The sequence below is a fragment of the Fundidesulfovibrio sp. genome, assembly GCF_058402725.1.
In genome coordinates, this window is record NZ_JBZVFJ010000096.1 from 1 (window position 1) to 15,052 (window position 15,052).

Annotated in this window: 15 protein-coding genes; 2 read left to right on the top strand and 13 right to left on the bottom strand. The window is 67.5% G+C overall.

Features of this window, described 5'->3' with window-relative positions:
- Positions 1–714: PEP/pyruvate-binding domain-containing protein (locus tag ACV4UX_RS12765; RefSeq protein ID WP_491593660.1), on the top strand; the 714-nt coding region annotated here is incomplete at its 5' end.
- 129 nt (positions 715–843) lie between these two features.
- Here ACV4UX_RS12765 and ACV4UX_RS12770 read toward each other — a convergent pair.
- The 13 genes from ACV4UX_RS12770 to ACV4UX_RS12830 all read right to left on the bottom strand — a co-directional run bounded on the left by ACV4UX_RS12770 (position 844) and on the right by ACV4UX_RS12830 (position 14,756).
- The gene (locus ACV4UX_RS12770; RefSeq protein ID WP_491593661.1) at positions 844–1,377 is read right to left on the bottom strand and encodes a ferritin-like domain-containing protein; all 534 of its coding nucleotides are present in this window, start codon (positions 1,375–1,377) and stop codon (positions 844–846) included.
- 365 nt (positions 1,378–1,742) lie between these two features.
- Complete coding sequence (locus tag ACV4UX_RS12775) at positions 1,743–2,780, bottom strand: SDR family oxidoreductase (RefSeq protein ID WP_491593672.1); 1,038 nt, start codon at positions 2,778–2,780, stop codon at positions 1,743–1,745.
- Positions 2,781–2,879: 99 nt separating this feature from the next.
- Complete coding sequence (locus ACV4UX_RS12780) at positions 2,880–3,365, bottom strand: asparaginase domain-containing protein (protein ID WP_491593662.1); 486 nt, start codon at positions 3,363–3,365, stop codon at positions 2,880–2,882.
- Positions 3,362–4,261, bottom strand: coding sequence for a lyase family protein (locus ACV4UX_RS12785; RefSeq protein ID WP_491593673.1), 900 nt, complete (start codon positions 4,259–4,261; stop codon positions 3,362–3,364). Before ACV4UX_RS12785 ends, ACV4UX_RS12780 begins: the two co-directional genes overlap by 4 nt.
- The gene (locus ACV4UX_RS12790; RefSeq protein WP_491593663.1) at positions 4,186–4,800 is read right to left on the bottom strand and encodes a lyase family protein; all 615 of its coding nucleotides are present in this window, start codon (positions 4,798–4,800) and stop codon (positions 4,186–4,188) included. Before ACV4UX_RS12790 ends, ACV4UX_RS12785 begins: the two co-directional genes overlap by 76 nt.
- A gap of 86 nt (positions 4,801–4,886) precedes the next feature.
- A complete protein-coding gene (locus ACV4UX_RS12795) occupies positions 4,887–5,591 on the bottom strand; it encodes an ABC transporter ATP-binding protein (protein ID WP_491593664.1) in 705 nt (234 codons plus the stop codon).
- Positions 5,584–6,366: an ABC transporter ATP-binding protein gene (locus ACV4UX_RS12800; protein WP_491593665.1), complete on the bottom strand. Its 783-nt coding sequence runs from the start codon at positions 6,364–6,366 to the stop codon at positions 5,584–5,586. Before ACV4UX_RS12800 ends, ACV4UX_RS12795 begins: the two co-directional genes overlap by 8 nt.
- Positions 6,363–7,406, bottom strand: a complete 1,044-nt coding sequence (locus ACV4UX_RS12805) for a branched-chain amino acid ABC transporter permease (protein WP_491593666.1) — start codon at positions 7,404–7,406, stop codon at positions 6,363–6,365. Before ACV4UX_RS12805 ends, ACV4UX_RS12800 begins: the two co-directional genes overlap by 4 nt.
- A complete protein-coding gene (locus ACV4UX_RS12810) occupies positions 7,406–8,299 on the bottom strand; it encodes a branched-chain amino acid ABC transporter permease (RefSeq protein ID WP_491593667.1) in 894 nt (297 codons plus the stop codon). Before ACV4UX_RS12810 ends, ACV4UX_RS12805 begins: the two co-directional genes overlap by 1 nt.
- 170 nt (positions 8,300–8,469) lie before the next feature.
- Entirely contained in the window at positions 8,470–9,606 is a 1,137-nt protein-coding gene (locus ACV4UX_RS12815) for an ABC transporter substrate-binding protein (protein WP_491593668.1), read from the bottom strand.
- Positions 9,607–9,681: 75 nt separating this feature from the next.
- Positions 9,682–10,515 (bottom strand): IclR family transcriptional regulator, encoded by an 834-nt coding sequence (locus ACV4UX_RS12820; protein WP_491593669.1) that lies wholly within the window; start codon positions 10,513–10,515, stop codon positions 9,682–9,684.
- Positions 10,516–10,812: 297 nt separating this feature from the next.
- Positions 10,813–12,501 (bottom strand): SGNH/GDSL hydrolase family protein, encoded by a 1,689-nt coding sequence (locus ACV4UX_RS12825; protein WP_491593670.1) that lies wholly within the window; start codon positions 12,499–12,501, stop codon positions 10,813–10,815.
- A 176-nt stretch (positions 12,502–12,677) separates the two neighbouring features.
- Positions 12,678–14,756 (bottom strand): hybrid sensor histidine kinase/response regulator, encoded by a 2,079-nt coding sequence (locus ACV4UX_RS12830; protein ID WP_491593671.1) that lies wholly within the window; start codon positions 14,754–14,756, stop codon positions 12,678–12,680.
- On the opposite strand from ACV4UX_RS12830, the gene ACV4UX_RS12835 reads away from it, so the two are divergent.
- Positions 14,682–14,999, top strand: a complete 318-nt coding sequence (locus tag ACV4UX_RS12835) for a hypothetical protein (RefSeq protein WP_491593674.1) — start codon at positions 14,682–14,684, stop codon at positions 14,997–14,999. The genes ACV4UX_RS12830 and ACV4UX_RS12835 overlap by 75 nt on opposite strands.
- Positions 15,000–15,052: the final 53 nt, after the last annotated feature.

Consider the following 15,052-nt stretch of genomic DNA (forward strand, 5'->3'; position numbering starts at 1 on the left):
GCCAGCTTCGCCGGGCAGTACGAGTCGGTGCTGGACGTGCCCCTCGAGGGCGCGGCCGCCGCGCTCAAGGAGGTCTACGCCGGCAAGTACACGCCGCGCGCGGTGCTCTACCGCCTTCGCCAGGGCCTGGACGACGCCGACGCGCCCATGGCCGCGCTGGTGCTGGCCATGGTCCCGGCTGTGGCCAGCGGCGTGCTCTACACCCTGGACCCGGGCGCGCACGACGCCCGCCGCATGCGCCTGGACGCCGTGCCGGGCCTGGGCGACGCCCTCGTGTCCGGGCGCTCCGAGGCCGAGACCACCCTGATCGCCCTGCCCTCGCTGGAGCCCTCCGGGTACGGCCTGCTGGCCCCCGGCGTCGTGGGGCGGCTGGTCCGCCTGGGCCTCTCCCTGGAGGAGCACTTCGGCGCGCCCCAGGACGTGGAGTGGTGCGTCGACGCCTCCGGCGGAGTGTTCGTGGTGCAGTCTCGCCCCCTGGAGGTCTCCGAGGCCCTGGAGGCCCCCGCCCCGGCGGATCCCGGGGAGCTGACCGGCCATGAGACGCTTCTCTCCGGGGGGTCCAGGGCGGAGCCCTGGCGGGGTCCGGGGCGGAGCCCCGTGTTCTTCCGGCGCGGCAGCGCCGGGCCGGGCCGGGCCGGGCAGCGCCGGACAGCGCCGGACGCGGCCACTCCGGGCCGCCCGGGCAGCGCCGGGCGACGCCGGACCGGGCTGTGACTTGAGAGATGGGAAGGCGCGGGCTGCAACGAGACGCGAAGGACACACCGTACAGGCACGAACGCCCCGGCCGTCCGGGCGGGTGGCCGGGGCGTCCCGGAGCGTTCACACGGCGTTGGCCGCCGGGGGTCAGGCCCCGCCGCCGGGGATGGCGAAGCCCTTGGTGGTTCCGCCCGTGGAGGCCGGGGTGCCGGCGATCTTTGAGAGGTAGGTGGCGCCCAGGGTCTTGATGTGCTTGTCGATGTTGTCGAAGTAGTTGAAGTGCAGCTGCTCTTCTTCGATGACGGTCTCGAAGAGCTTGGCGCTGATGGAGTCGCCGTTTTCGCGGCAGACGTTGAGGAACTGGTTGTAGGAGTCGATGGTGTCGTCCTCGGTGTTGGCGTCGAAGACGTAGACCTGCTCCACCTTCTGGCCCTTCACGATGTTTCCGGCCTTTTCGGCGGTGGGGTCGCCGTCGAGCTCCTTGATGCGTTCGGCGAACATCTCGGCGTGGCGCATCTCGTCGATGGCGATGAGCTTCATGTTCTTGGCCAGCTCGCCGTAGTCCAGGCTGTCGAGGTTGTAGTGCTGGTTCATGTACTGGTGGATGGCCTGAAGCTCCATGCCACGGGCCTTGTTGAGCACTTCCACCACCTTGGCCTTGCGGGCTTCCCTGTCGGACATCGCGATTCTCCTTGGAGGCTGATTTTCCGTTGATTTCGCGGGTTGGCGGCACGAAGGGCCGCTGGACCCGCGTTAGCACGTTTCCGGGTCGAACCCAAGGGTTTTGCCCGGAAGCAGGGGCAGCTTTACAATAATTATTCCTACAAGACAATCTCTGTCCGATACTGAAGGGATTTCGTGCGCCTCCCGTGCTGGCTTCCCCTGCCGGGCGCGTCAAGGCCTGCGCGGATGCCGCCGCCTGGCGAGGCGGCGACGCACGAAGCGCCTGGTGCGGCGTCGGCCCCCCGAAAAACACGAAACCCGCGCGGGAAACCTCCCGCGCGGGTTCGCATGCGCTGCCGCAGGGGCGCGGGCGGTCCGGGAGGCTAGGCTTCCCCTCCGGCGGCGCGGAAATACCACTGGGCGGCCAGCTCCATGCCGGGCCGCACGAGCACCACGGGCTCGTAGCCCAGCAGCTCGCGCGCGCGGGAGATGTCGGCCAGGGAATGGCGCACGTCGCCCGCGCGCTCGGCGCGGTGCACGGGCGCCGCGCCTGCGGCCTCGGGCCTGCGCCGGGCCACGATCTCGCGGATGAGCACGAAGAGCTCGTTGAGGGTGGTGCGTTCGCCGCAGGCCACGTTGTAGGCCTTGCCCGGGGCCTCGGGGTGCTCCGAGAGGGCGGCCAGCAGGTTGGCGCGCACGGCGTTCTCCACATAGCAGAAGTCGCGGCTGGTCTCGCCGTCGCCGTTGATGAAGACGGTCTCCCCGGCCAGCAGGGCCGAGAACCACTTGGGGATCACGGCGGCGTAGGCCCCCTCGGGGTCCTGCCGGGGGCCGAAGATGTTGAAGTAGCGCAGGCCCGCCAGCTGCATGCCGTAGCAGGAGCCGAACACGTCGGCGTAGAGCTCGTTGGCCATCTTGCTCACGGCGTAGGGCGAGAGCTGGCGTCCGGTGCGCTCCTCCACCTTGGGCAGTCCGGGGTGGTCGCCGTAGACGGAACTGGAGGATGCGTAGACGAAGCGGCGCACGCCCGCGTCGCGCGCGGCCACGAGCATGTTCAGGAAGCCGCCCGCGTTGACCGCGTTGGTGAGCAGCGGGTCGTCGATGGAGCGCGGCACGCTGCCCAGGGCGGCCTGGTGGAGCACGTAGTCCGCGCTGCGGCAGGCCTCGGCGCAGGCCTTTGGGTCGGTGATGTCGCCCTCCACAAGGGTGAAGCGCGCAAAGGCCTCCGGGCCGACGCAGGCGCGCACGTCCTCGAGGTTGGAGCGGTGCCCCGTGGCGAAGCTGTCCAGGCCAGTGACCGACTGGCCAAGACCCAGAAGGCGCTCGACAAGGTTGGAGCCTATGAATCCGCCGCAGCCCGTGACGAGCCAGCGGGCGGGACGGGAGACCATGGAAGCGGCGATGCGGTCGAACACGGAGATCTCCTGGGGGGTGTCGCGGGCTGCCCGCGCGGCGGGGGAGCCCAGCTTCATACCCTCAACCGCGAGGCCCTGGCAAGCCCCGACCGACACCGGACCGGGTCAACCCTGAGCCTCGAAGCGTCCGGCCTCGCGGTTCTTGCGCACCTTGCCCGCCTGGAACACCAGGCCGTTCATGCACAGGTACACCCCCTCGGGCAGGCCCTGGGCCGCGCCCACGGCGCAGCCCACGTTGAAGGGCGCGTCCGAACCCTTGAAGCGCGCGGGGCTGAGCGCGCCCGTGAACACGATCACCTTGCCCGGGATGCCTCGCAGGGCCTCGGCGGTCTCGGCCATGGTGTCGGTGCCGTGGGTCACCAGCACATGGCGGGCGGGGTCGGCCTCCACCAGGGAGCGCAGGAGGGCGCGGTCCTCCGCGGTGAGGTGCAGGCTGTCCTTGCGGGTCACCTCGCGCAGGGTGAACTCCACGGCGGACTTGGCCTCCTTGAGGATCTCGCCGGCCTGGGGCTCGCCCACCTCGTAGGTGGAGAGGTCGTCGAAGTAGATTTTGTCGATGGTGCCGCCCATGGTGTAGATGGAAAGGTTCACGCCGCGCCTCCCTTGGCGTCGGGGTTGAGCATGGCCGAGGGGTCCAGCACGCGGGTCAGGCGCTCGTCGTCCCAGTCCAGCAGCTCGCGGGCGGCCTCGTGCACGCTCTGGCCCCTGGCCTGGGCGTGCTGGGCCACGCGGGCGGCCTGGTCGTAGCCCACGTGGGGGCACAGGGCCGTGGCCAGGCCGAGGCTGCGTTCCAGCAGCTCGCGGCAGCGCGCCTCGTCGGCCTCGATGCCCTTGACGCACTTCTCGGCCAGCACAAGGCACCCCCTGCGCAGGAGCGTGAGCGAATTGAAGAGGTTGTGCGCCAGCACGGGCTCCATGGCGTTCAGCTCCAGCTGGCCCGCCTCGGCGGCCAGGGTGACGGTGAGGTCCGAACCGATCACCTGGAAGGCGATCTGGTTGACCACCTCGGGGATCACGGGGTTCACCTTGCCGGGCATGATGGACGAGCCCGGGGCCATCTTGGGCAGACGGATCTCGCCCAGGCCGCAGCGCGGGCCGGAGGAAAGCAGGCGCAGGTCGTTGCAGATCTTGGAGAGCTTCACGGCCGTGCGCTTGAGCACGCCCGAGAACTGCACGTAGGCCCCTGCGTCCTGGGTGGCCTCCACCAGGTCGGAGGAGAGCACCATGCGGTGGCCGCTCACCTTGCAGAGCATTTCCACGGCCAGGGCCGGATAGCCCGCCGGTGCGTTCAGGCTGGTGCCGATGGCCGTGCCGCCCAGGTTGATCTCGCGCACCAGGTCCAGGGCCTCCAGCAGGCGCTGGCGGTCCTCCTCCACCATGAGGGCCCAGGCCGAGAACTCCTGGCCCAGGGTCATGGGCACGGCGTCCTGGAGCTGGGTGCGCCCGATCTTGATGATGTGGGCGAACTGCCTGCCCTTGGCCGCCAGGGCCTTGGCGAGCCGCCCCTGGCCTTGTGCAGGTCGCGCCCCATCATCACCAGGGCCAGGCGCAGGGCCGAGGGGTAGACGTCGTTGGTGGACTGGGAGAGGTTCACGTGGTTGAGCGGGTGCAGGAAGGCGTAGTCGCCGCGCGGCCTGCCCAGGATCTCCAGGGCAAGGTTTGCCACCACCTCGTTGACGTTCATGTTGGTGGAGGTGCCCGCGCCGCCCTGGATCACGTCCACGGGGAAGTGGGCGCGGCACTTGCCCTCCAGGAGCAGGGCGCAGGCCTTGCGGATGGCCCCGGCGCGCTCGGCGTCCAGGAGGCCCATGCGCTCGTTGGCCAGGGCGGCGGCCTTCTTCACGGCGGCCAGGGCCTTGATGAACTCCGGGTAGTGGGAGATGTGCACCCCGGTGATGGGGTAGTTGCGCACGGCGCGCATGGTCTGGATGCCGTAGAGCGCCCCGGCGGGGACGTTCATCTCGCCCAGGGAGTCGCGCTCCACGCGCTGCTGCCTGGAGGCCCTGGGGGGGGTGGTCTCGTCCATGTGCCTGCCCGTGATGGTTTGGGCGCGCGGGTGTGGTGTCCCGCGCGCCCGTGGAAGGTGTGGAAGGATGCGGTCCGGGGCGGGGCTCAGCCGCCCAGATAGGCCTCGCGCACGCGCTGGTCGCAGGAAAGCTCCTGGCCTGTGCCCTCCAGCACGATGCGCCCGGTCTCCAGCACGTAGGCGTAGTGGGCCACCTTGAGCGCGGCGAAGGCGTTCTGCTCCACCAGGAGCACGGTCATGCCTTTCTCGTTGATGGCCTTGATGATTTCGAAGACGTCGCGCACCAGGATGGGGGCCAGGCCCAGGCTCGGCTCGTCGAGCATGAGCACCTCGGGGGCGCTCATGAGGGCGCGGCCCACGGCGAGCATCTGCTGCTCGCCGCCGGAGAGGGTGCCGCCCTTCTGCTCGCGGCGCTCGTACATGCGGGGGAAGAGGTCGTAGACCCACTTGAGGTCGCGGGCGATGCCGTCCTTGTCCTCGCGGGAATAGGCCCCGAGCATGAAGTTCTCGTACACGCTGAGGTGGGGGAAGATGCGCCGCCCCTCGGGCGACATGGCGATGCCCGACTTGACCACCTCCACCGGGTTCATGGCCCCGATGTCCTTGCCGTTGTAGGAGATGGACCCCTTCTTGTTCTTGATGAGCCCCGCAATGGCGCGCAGCGTGCTGGACTTGCCCGCGCCGTTGGCCCCGATGAGCGTGACCACCTTGCCCTGGGGCGCCTCCAGGCTCACGCCCTTGAGGGCGTGGATGCCGCCGTAGTGCACGTGAAGGTCCTGCACCTTAAGCATCGCAGTGGGCCTCCTCGCCCAGATAGGCCTCGATGACCTTGGGATCGGACTTGATCTCCCCGGGATCGCCCACGGCGATGGTCACGCCGTAGTCCAGCACCCAGATGCGCTCGCAGATGCCCATGACGAGCTTCATGTCGTGCTCGATGAGCAGCACCGTGAGCTCGAAGCGGTCGCGGATGTCGCGCACGAAGTCCATGAGCTCCAGGGTTTCCTGGGGGTTCATGCCCGCGGCCGGTTCGTCCAGGAGCAGGAGCCTGGGGTTGGTGGCCAGGGCGCGGGCGATCTCCAGCCTGCGCTGCGCGCCGTAGGGCAGTCCGGAGGCCTGCTCGTCGGCCAGCCCCGCCAGGCCCACCACGCCCAGAAGCTCCAGGGCCCGCTGGCGGATCTCCTTGTCCTCGCGGCGCGCGCCGGGGGTGCAGAACACGGCCCCCAGCCAGCTGGAGCGCTGGCGCACGTGGGCGGCCACCATCACGTTCTCCAGCACCGTTGCGTTGCCGAAGAGCCGGATGTTCTGGAAGGTGCGGGCGATGCCCGCCGCGCACACCTTGTCGGGCGACATGCCCGTGAGGCCCCTGCCGTCCAGGAGCACCGTGCCCTCGGTGGGGCGGTAGAAGCCGGTGATCATGTTGAAGCAGGTGGTCTTGCCCGCGCCGTTGGGGCCGATGAGCCCCCCGATGCTCCCCTGGGCCAGCTGGACGCTGAAGCCGTTCACGGCGGTGAGGCCGCCGAAGCGCATGGTCAGGCCCCGGGTTTCCAGGACGTAATCGCTCATTTCGCCACCCCCTTGCCCCGCAGAGCGCGGGCCATGCCCTCCCAGGTGATCTCGCGCATGCCCATGAGGCCCTCGCGCCTGAAGAGGATGATCACGATGAGCGCGAGCGAAAACACCACCATGCGCATGCCGGGGATGCCCGCGATCTCGATGCCCGCGAAGCTCACCGGGTTCTCCACCACGCGCAGCCACTCGAGCAGCACCGTGATGCCCACGCCCGCCAGCACCGAGCCCGTAAGGGAGCCCAGGCCGCCCGTGACCACGATCATCAGCACGTTGAAGGTGAGCGTGAAGAGGAACATCCTGGGGTCGATGGTGGTGAGCAGGCTGGCCAGCAGCGCCCCGCCCACGCCCGCGAAGAAGGAGCCCACCGTGAAGGAGAGCAGCTTCATGCGCAGCACGTCCACGCCCATGGCCTTGGCCGCCACCTCGTTGTCGCGGATGGCCTTGAGCACGTTGCCGGTGTTGCTCTTGAGAAGCTTCACGATCACGTAGAGCGTCACCAGGCACCAGGCCACGTTCCACCAGAGGTTGGCGTAGGCGGGGATGCCCTTGAAGCCCAGCGCGCCGTTGGTGACGGAACTCATGTTGGTGGCGGCCACGCGCACGATCTCGGCGAAGCCCAGGGTGGCGATGCCCAGGTAGTCGTCTCCCAGCTTGAGCAGCGGCAGCCCGATGAGCGCGCCGAAGAACGCCGCCACGAGCCCCCCGGCCAGCACGGCCACCACGAAGGGGGCGTGGGCCGCCAGCACCCAGGGGGCGGGGTCGCCCAGGATGAAGAGCATCTCCTTCTGGTCTGCTGTCATGATCAGGATGGAGCAGACGTAGGCCCCGATGGCCATGAACCCGGCGTGGCCCAGGCTGAAGAGCCCGGTGAAGCCGTAGATCAGGTTGAGCGACAGGGCCAGGATGATGTTCACGGCGATGAGGTTGAGAATCTGGACCGAGTAGCCGTCCAGGCTGGCCTGGGCCCAGGCCGTGAACAGGCCCACCAGGGCCACGGCCGCCACGTTGAGCAGGGTGGTGGTGGAGCGTTTCATCACACCTTCTCCTCGGCCTTGTCACCGAACAGGCCGGTGGGTTTGATCAGGAGCACCCCGATGAGCAGCACGAAGGCGAAGGCGTCGCGGTAGCCGGCCAGGTCGGGGAAGAAGGCCACGGTCATGATCTCGATGAAGCCCAGGACCACGCCGCCCACCACCGCGCCCTGGATGGAGCCGATGCCGCCGAACACGGCCGCGATGAAGGCCTTGAAACCCGGGATGGCCCCCATCACGGGCTGCAGCTGCGGGTAGCGCAGGGCCCACATGATGCCCGAGGCCGCCGCCAGGGCCGAGCCGATGCCGAAGGTGACCGCGATGACGCGGTTGACCGGCACGCCCATCAGGTAGCTCGTCTCGATGTCCTTGCTGATGGCGCGCATGCCCAGGCCGGTCTTGGTGCGGTAGACCACCCAGACAAGGGCCAGCATGAGGGCCACCGAGAGCACCGGCACGAAGAGCGTGATGGGCAGAATGCGCACGTTGCCCCAGATGATGGGATCCTCCATCCATTCGGGCCGGTAGACGGCGCGGGGAATGGCCTGGAAGAACACGATGGCCACGTTCTGCAAAAAGAACGAGACGCCGATGGCGCTGATGAGCGCCGAGATGCGCGGCGCGTCGCGCAGGGGCCGGTAGGCGATGCGGTCCACCAGGATGCCCGTGAGCGCCGTGACCGCGATGGAGAGCACGATGGCCACCGGCCAGGGCAGGGCGAAGAGCGTGACGCCCCAGAAGACGAAATACGCGCCCAGCATGAAGATCTCGGAGTGGGCGAAGTTGATGAGCCGCAGGATGCCGTAGACCATGGTGTAGCCGATGGCGATGAGCGCGTAGAGGCTGCCCAGGGTCAGGCTGTTCAGGGCGTGCTGGATGAACTGTTCGACGTTCATGGAAAGTCCTTTGTTCGGGCCGCGCGCCCTTGGGCGCTTGCGCCGGCGGGGAGCGGCGCGCGGGGTTCCCGGCGTTCCGGGAGCCTCCCGCTGGCGGGGCCCGCCAGGAGGCGGACCCCGCGAAGCGGGTCACGGATCGAGGGGCTGGCGGAGGAGTCCCGCCGCCGCTTTTACAGGTCGGGAGTGATCTCGCCGGTGTAGACCTTCTTGCCGTCCTTGATCATCACAAGGCCCACGGGCTTTTCGGCGTCGTGGGTCTCGTTGATGGTGGTGGCGCCGGTGACGCCCACGAAGCCCTTGGTCTCGGCAAGGGCCTTGGTGATGGCGGCGGGGTCGGCCTTGCCGGCGCGCTTGATGGCGTCGATGATGATCATGTAGGCGTCGTAGCCCAGGGCGGCGTTGACGTTGGGCTCTTTGTCGGCGGAGTGGGTCTTCTTCCAGTCATCCGTGAACTTCTTGGCCACGGGGTTCATTTCCTTCATGGAAGGATCGTAGGGGAAGGTGGTGTGCACGAAGCCCTCGACCGCCTTGCCGCCGATCTTGGTGATCTCGGGGTTGTCCATGGCGTCGCCGCCCATGATCTTGAAGGTGGCGCCCAGCTCCTTGGCCTGCTTCATGATGATGGCGCCCTCGGCGAAGTAGGAGGGGATGAAGAGGACGTCGGGCTTCTCGGCGATGATCTTGGTCAGCTGGGCGGTGAAGTCCTGGTCGCCGGACTGGTAGTTGAGGGTGGAGACGATCTGTCCGCCCTGCTTGGTGAAGGACTTCTTGAAGAAGTTGGAGAGGCCCACGGAGTAGTCGTTGGCCACGTCCACCAGCATGGCGGCCTTCTTGAAGCCCAGGGTCTTGGCGGCGTAGGTGGCCGCGCCGGCGCCCTGGAAGGGGTCGATGAAGCACACGCGGAAGATGTACTTCTTGCCCTGGGTCACCAGGGGGTTGGTGCAGCTGGTGCCCACCTGGGGGATGCCGGCGTTCTCGGAGTGCTCGCCGCCGGCCATGGCCAGGGAGGAGCCGTAGGTGCCGATGATGGCCTGCACCTTCTCTTTCTCGATCAGGCGCTTGGTGGCGTTGGCGGCCTCCACCTTGTCGGACTTGTTGTCCACCACGAAGAGTTCGATCTTCTTGCCCAGCACGGTGCCGGCTTCCTTGTGGGCCATCTGCACGCCCTCGAGCTCCAGCTGGCCGCCGAAGGCGTTCTGGCCGGTCAGGGGCAGGAAAACGCCGATGCGGACGGTGTCGTCCGCGGCCCAGGCGAAGGTGGCCATGGCGAGGATCATGGCCATGCACAGAGAGAGAATCCGTTTCATCAAACTGCCTCCATGTCTGGTGTTGCCGGCAGGCCCCTCGGCCGCCGGTTGGGGTTTGCCGACGCGGGGGCCCCGCTAGAGCGAGACCACCGCCGAAATCTTCTTGGCCAGTTCCACCAGGTAGCCCGAGAAGCGCGCCTCGAACTCCTTCATGGAAAACTGGTCCGTGGTGGAGTCGAAGCTCACGCCGCCGATGGCCTTGCCCGTGCGCAGCGAGAACAGCGGAGCGCCGATGGCGATGAGCCCGGGCACGAACTCCTCGTTGTTCACGCAGTAGCCCTGTTCGCGGGAACGTTCCAGCTCCTTGAGCAGGGATTCGCGGTCGGTGAGGGTCTTGTCGGTCTTGGCGGCCAGGTCCAGGCGGTCCAGCAGGGCGGAAAGCTCGTCCTGCTCCATGAAGGCCATGGCGGCCTTGCCGGTGGCCAAGTAGTAGAGGTCGGAGGAGTAGGAGAAGGAGCGGAACACCGAGGTGTCCTTGGATTCGTGGCGGTAGATCAGGTAGATGGCGTCGCCCTTCACCAGGCCCACGTCCACGTGGACGCCGTGCTTGCGGTTGGCCTCCAGCACGAAGGGCTTCACCAGCTGCACCATCTCGGACTTCTCCACGATGGTGTAGGCCAGCGAGAGGGAGCGCACGCCCAGGTGGTAGAGGCCGGTGCGCTCGTCGCGGCGCAGGTAGCCCAGCTCCCGGAAGGTGTTCACGTAGCGGTAGACGCTCGTTTTGTTCAGGTGCACCCGGGCGGCGATCTGGCTCAGGGTGAAGCCGGAGTCGTCGATGCCGAAGATGTCGAGGATGCGCAGGCCCTTGGCAAGGGTCTCCGAGGCGTTGTCCTTGGCGCGCGCGGGCTTTGTTTCCTCGGCGGCGGCGTCCTGCCGCAGGGCGGCGGCGGTGTTGTCCGGCATGGGCATCGTTACTCCCAGCGAAACGGCGTGATCAATTTCCGGCACGTTTATGCGGAGGAAGGAATTTTGTCAATCCGATTCCGGTCGGGATTTACAGAATGAGGAAATCAAGGCGGATTGAGGGGATGGGAGGCACGTCCCTGGCGTAACGGAAAGAGCCCTGGCCGATTCCAGGAAGGGCTCACGGGAGCTCTGCACGGGGGACGGGCAACGCCCAGGACAGGATGCCCCGGGGAGGGCGCGACGCGCGCCCCCGGCCGCGCATCCGGACGGGCGATTCTGCGCCGCCAGGCCTGCCGACGCTCAACGCCCCCCGTCCGTCTCCACCTGGAGTTCGAGTCGCCGGAAGGTCGGCTTGCCAGACGGCGGCTCCGCGAAGAGTTCGGCCTTCCCCGCCAGCTCGAAGCGCAGAAAGAGCGACGCGGGGCGCGACGCGTCCAGGGGCAGCGTCAGCTGCCGGTAGTTCTCGAAGCCCGATTCCCGACGCGAACCGTCGTGGGTTTTGAAATAGACACGCTCCCAGTGCTCGCCGTCCAGCGACCGCGAGACGACCACGCTAGAACGCCCTGCGGCCTCCTCGTCGAACCGGTAGGCGAACCAGAGCTTCACCCCGGACATGCCTGCGGCCGCGTCCACGCGCACGGTGAACGATCCCTTCCGGCCTTGCCCTGCGCCCGGCCTGATCAGGAGCATCTCCGGCGAGGGATAGACCTCGCAGCGGACGTTGTCCCTGGACACCAGCGCGGCGCTCGCGGAGGGGTCGCCCGGGGCGATGCGCAGGAAATCCTCCGGATCGGGCGTCAGCGCGATGGAGCGGCCGGGCGCGCGAGGCGCGGGGGCGGGCTGCCCCAGCAGCGCCAGCCGGGGCTTTGTCCCGCCGTCCGCGACCACCGCCATCCTGTCGGCCACGGCCCTGGCCAGCAGGTGGTTGCCTGCTGCGCTCAGGTGCCCGTCCAGGGGGAGCAGGTAGGGGTTGATGTTGCGCGCATAGAAGGCTTCGCGGAACAGGGGCGTGGTGTTGACCGCCTGAATGCCCGCGCGCTCCAGGAAGGGGTAGAGGTTCAGGTCGCACCAGTCGTGAAACTCCAGGACATTCTTGCTGTCCTGGATGCCCACGAAGAGCAACGGCGCTCCGTCCTCCGCCAGGAGGCGCGAGAACCCCTCCAGCGCGTCGCGGTAGCCCTGCCAGACCGGCTCCAGGGCCATGCGGGACTCGACGTCGTAGTATTGATTGGACCAGAGCAGCTCCTTCTGCCTCTCCGTGGACATGAAGCGGAAGGGCTCGAGCTGGGCGTTGCGGAATCCGTCCTCCGGCTGCGTGCCGAACGCGGAGTAGAAGTACATGCCGGACATCCGCTGCCCAAGCGCCGCCAGCAACTGATAGGTCCTGAAGCCCGAGAGCCACCGGGTCAGCGCGGAGCGCGTCGTGCGGGCCGGATCCGCCCGGCGCGCCTCACGAAACGAGGGAATCCGGGTGAGGTCCTGGAGGTCGTTGAGGAAGAACTGCACGACCACCATGTCGGGGCGAAGCCCCCTCCCCTTCTGGAGGTAGTAATCCATCGCGTCCAGCAGGCCGTAGAGGGGCATTCCGGCGTTGATCACCTCGATCCGCGCGCCCGGGTAGCGGGTCTCAAGTTCCCTCTGGAGAAGATCCGGATACGCGTCCCGGTCGTCGACGCCGAAGCCGAAGGTGAACGAATCGCCCAGGCACAGGACGCGAAGGGTCGATTCGTCCTTGCCGGGAGTGAACTCCCGCCCGGCCCGCGTGCCCATGCCCGTCGTCGAGAACCGGTACGGAAGGTTCGCCGTGGAGACCTCGCGCATCCCGACGTCCGGTTCCAGGTCGCCCGGCAGGTCGGCGTAGAAACGCGGCACGAGCACGCTGTCCGGACGGTAATCCACCCAGACCAGCGTCAGCTCGAACAGGGCCGCGAGGAAGCAGACGCTGAACAGCAAATGCAAGGAGTAGCGCACGCCGCCTGACAGACTCATACGTTACCTGCCTATGGCATGGAGTTGCGCGCGACGGTTCTTCGGGATCGATCAGGAAGACTCCCGCACGCAATCGGGAGGCCGACGGTTCCACATGGCGCCCGACGATGCAAGCCCTGGTCGCGGCGTCGGCATCGGCCCGGAACGCCGCCCCCGGACGAATCCGCCGCGAGGGCCTACCCCGCCAGAACGTCCACGATGGTCCTGGACAGCTGCCTGAGGTCCACCGGCTTGGAGAGGTATGCGCTGGCCCCGGCCTCCAGAATGGCCTCGCGGTCTCCGTGCATGGCGTGGGCCGTCAGGACGATCACCGGCACCGAGGCGAAGGGCCTTCCCCCCTGGCGGATGGCCCGCAAGGCCTGGAGCCCGTCCATCTCCGGCATCTGCACGTCCATGAGCACCACGTCGTACGTCGCCGACTCCAGGCGCTCCAGCGCCTCGCGGCCGGTCTGTGCCACGTCCACGCTCCAGCCCTCCTTGCCCAGGAAGGCCTTCACCGTGGTCTGGTTGATGCGTTCGTCCTCGGCCAGCAGCACCCGCAGCGCCGGTCGCGGCAGCGCGCCCCGGTGGCGGGCGGGCGCGGCTTCAGACGGCGCGCCCTGATTGCCGGGCGCGAAGGTCAGCGAAAGATGGCACTGCGTGCCCCTGCCCAGCTCCGACGAGATGCAGAGCGTGCCGCCCAGCAGCCCCACCAGGCGCTTCACGATGGCCAACCCGAGCCCGGCCCCGGTGGCGCGCCGCGTATAGGAGCCGTCCACCTGGGTGAACTTCTCGAAGAGCCTGGACAGGTCCTTGTCCGCTATGCCCCGACCGGTGTCCTCCACACAGGCCAGGAGGCGCACCTCTCCAGGGCCTTCCACGCCTTCCAGGCGCGAGAAACGCACGCTCACCCCGCCCGCCTCCGTGGCCTTGAACCCGTTGCCGATCAGGTTGAAGAGCACCTGGCGGAACTTCACCTCGTCGCCCAGCAGCAGGTCCGGCACGCCGGGCTCCACGCTCCACTGGAGGTACAGCCCCTTTTCGGAGGCCTGGACCCCGAACAGCGCGTCCAGTTCCTTCACCAGGTCCGCGAGGCTGAAGGAGGAAAAGCACAGCACCTCGCCGCCCTGCTCGATGCGCGCCAGGTCCAGGATGTCGTTGACCAGCCGCATCAGCTTCCGGGACGACTCCAGGGCCATGGACACGTACTGGGCCTGCTCGGGCGTCAGCCGGGTCTCCTGGCAGAGCTGGAGCATGCCCATGATGCCGTTGAAGGGCGTGCGGATCTCATGGCTCATGTTGGCCAGGAACTCGCTCTTGGCCCGGTTGGCCCGCTGGGCCGCATTGCGCGACCGGATGGCCTCGGCCGCGTATTCCTGCGTCCGCCGCTTCATGTCCGCGAAGGCCTTGCCGAGGTCGCTGATCTCGTCGCCGTGAGTGTCCGCCACGGGCAAGCTCTCCACGGCGACGTCGGAGTCCATGGCCCTGGCCAGGGCCTCGATGCGCTCCGTGAGCAGCTTCCGGGACCCGTAGGCGTAGATGAGCACCACCAGCGCCAGACCCGCGCCGAAAGCGGCCAGCATGACGACCGTCAGCTGGTTTGCGCTGGCGTAGATTTCCTCCGTGGGGATGCCGAAGAGGAAGTACATGTAGGGTTCTTTGCCATCTTCAAGGGAGACGCTTGTGTAGGCGTAGAGCTTTGCCACGCCGTCGGAACCTTTGGACAGGAAGGTGCCCTCGGCATTCTCCGACCGTATGCGCCGCCAGAACGCTTCGGACAGCCGCGAACCCTGGGGATAGTTGGCGTCGTCCGCAGGAATGCGCATCAGGCTCATCCCCTGGTGATCCAACACGCGCACGAAGGAGCCTGGAGGAAGCGGGATGCCCTCGAAACGGTCCATGAGATAGTTCAGGTTCACCGAGAGCACCAACACGCCCGACACTGCCCCGGCATCGTCCAGGACGGGATAGGAATAATGGAACACGGGGTTCCCCGTCACCCGACCCACGAGATACTCTCCCGTGGAAAACGACCTGGACTTCACTGCGTCACGCAGATACTTCCGCTCATCAGACTTCAGGCTTCCCGCAACATCCCGCGCAGAGACGACGATGTTCCCCGCGCTGTCGCAATAGAAGATGTTGCTGTAGATTCTCGCACGCTGCATCAACAGGCCACGGAACATTTCCCGCATCCGCTCATGATCCACGCTGCGGACCCATTTGGCCTGGGAGAACAGGAGCAACGTCTCCTTGATCTCCCCGACGAGAGCCATCTGCGTGTGCTTGAGTTCGTGCGAAACGTGCAGAATCCGATAATTGGCGACCCGAATCGACTCTTCCTTGAGCCTGTATGCGGCGAACACGAAGGCGCACACCACCGGGACCAAAGACAGAACCATGATCCCGACAAGCTTGACGCCAAGCCTCTTGAACATCTTGCCACCGCATTTGTTTCAAATGAATATACGCAAGCCCGCGAGCGCTCGCTACAGAACACCCAACACACCCTTCATTGAGACCCCTGCACGGTAAAACGCCTCAATAGACCTTCCAACTATTCGTAATTCAT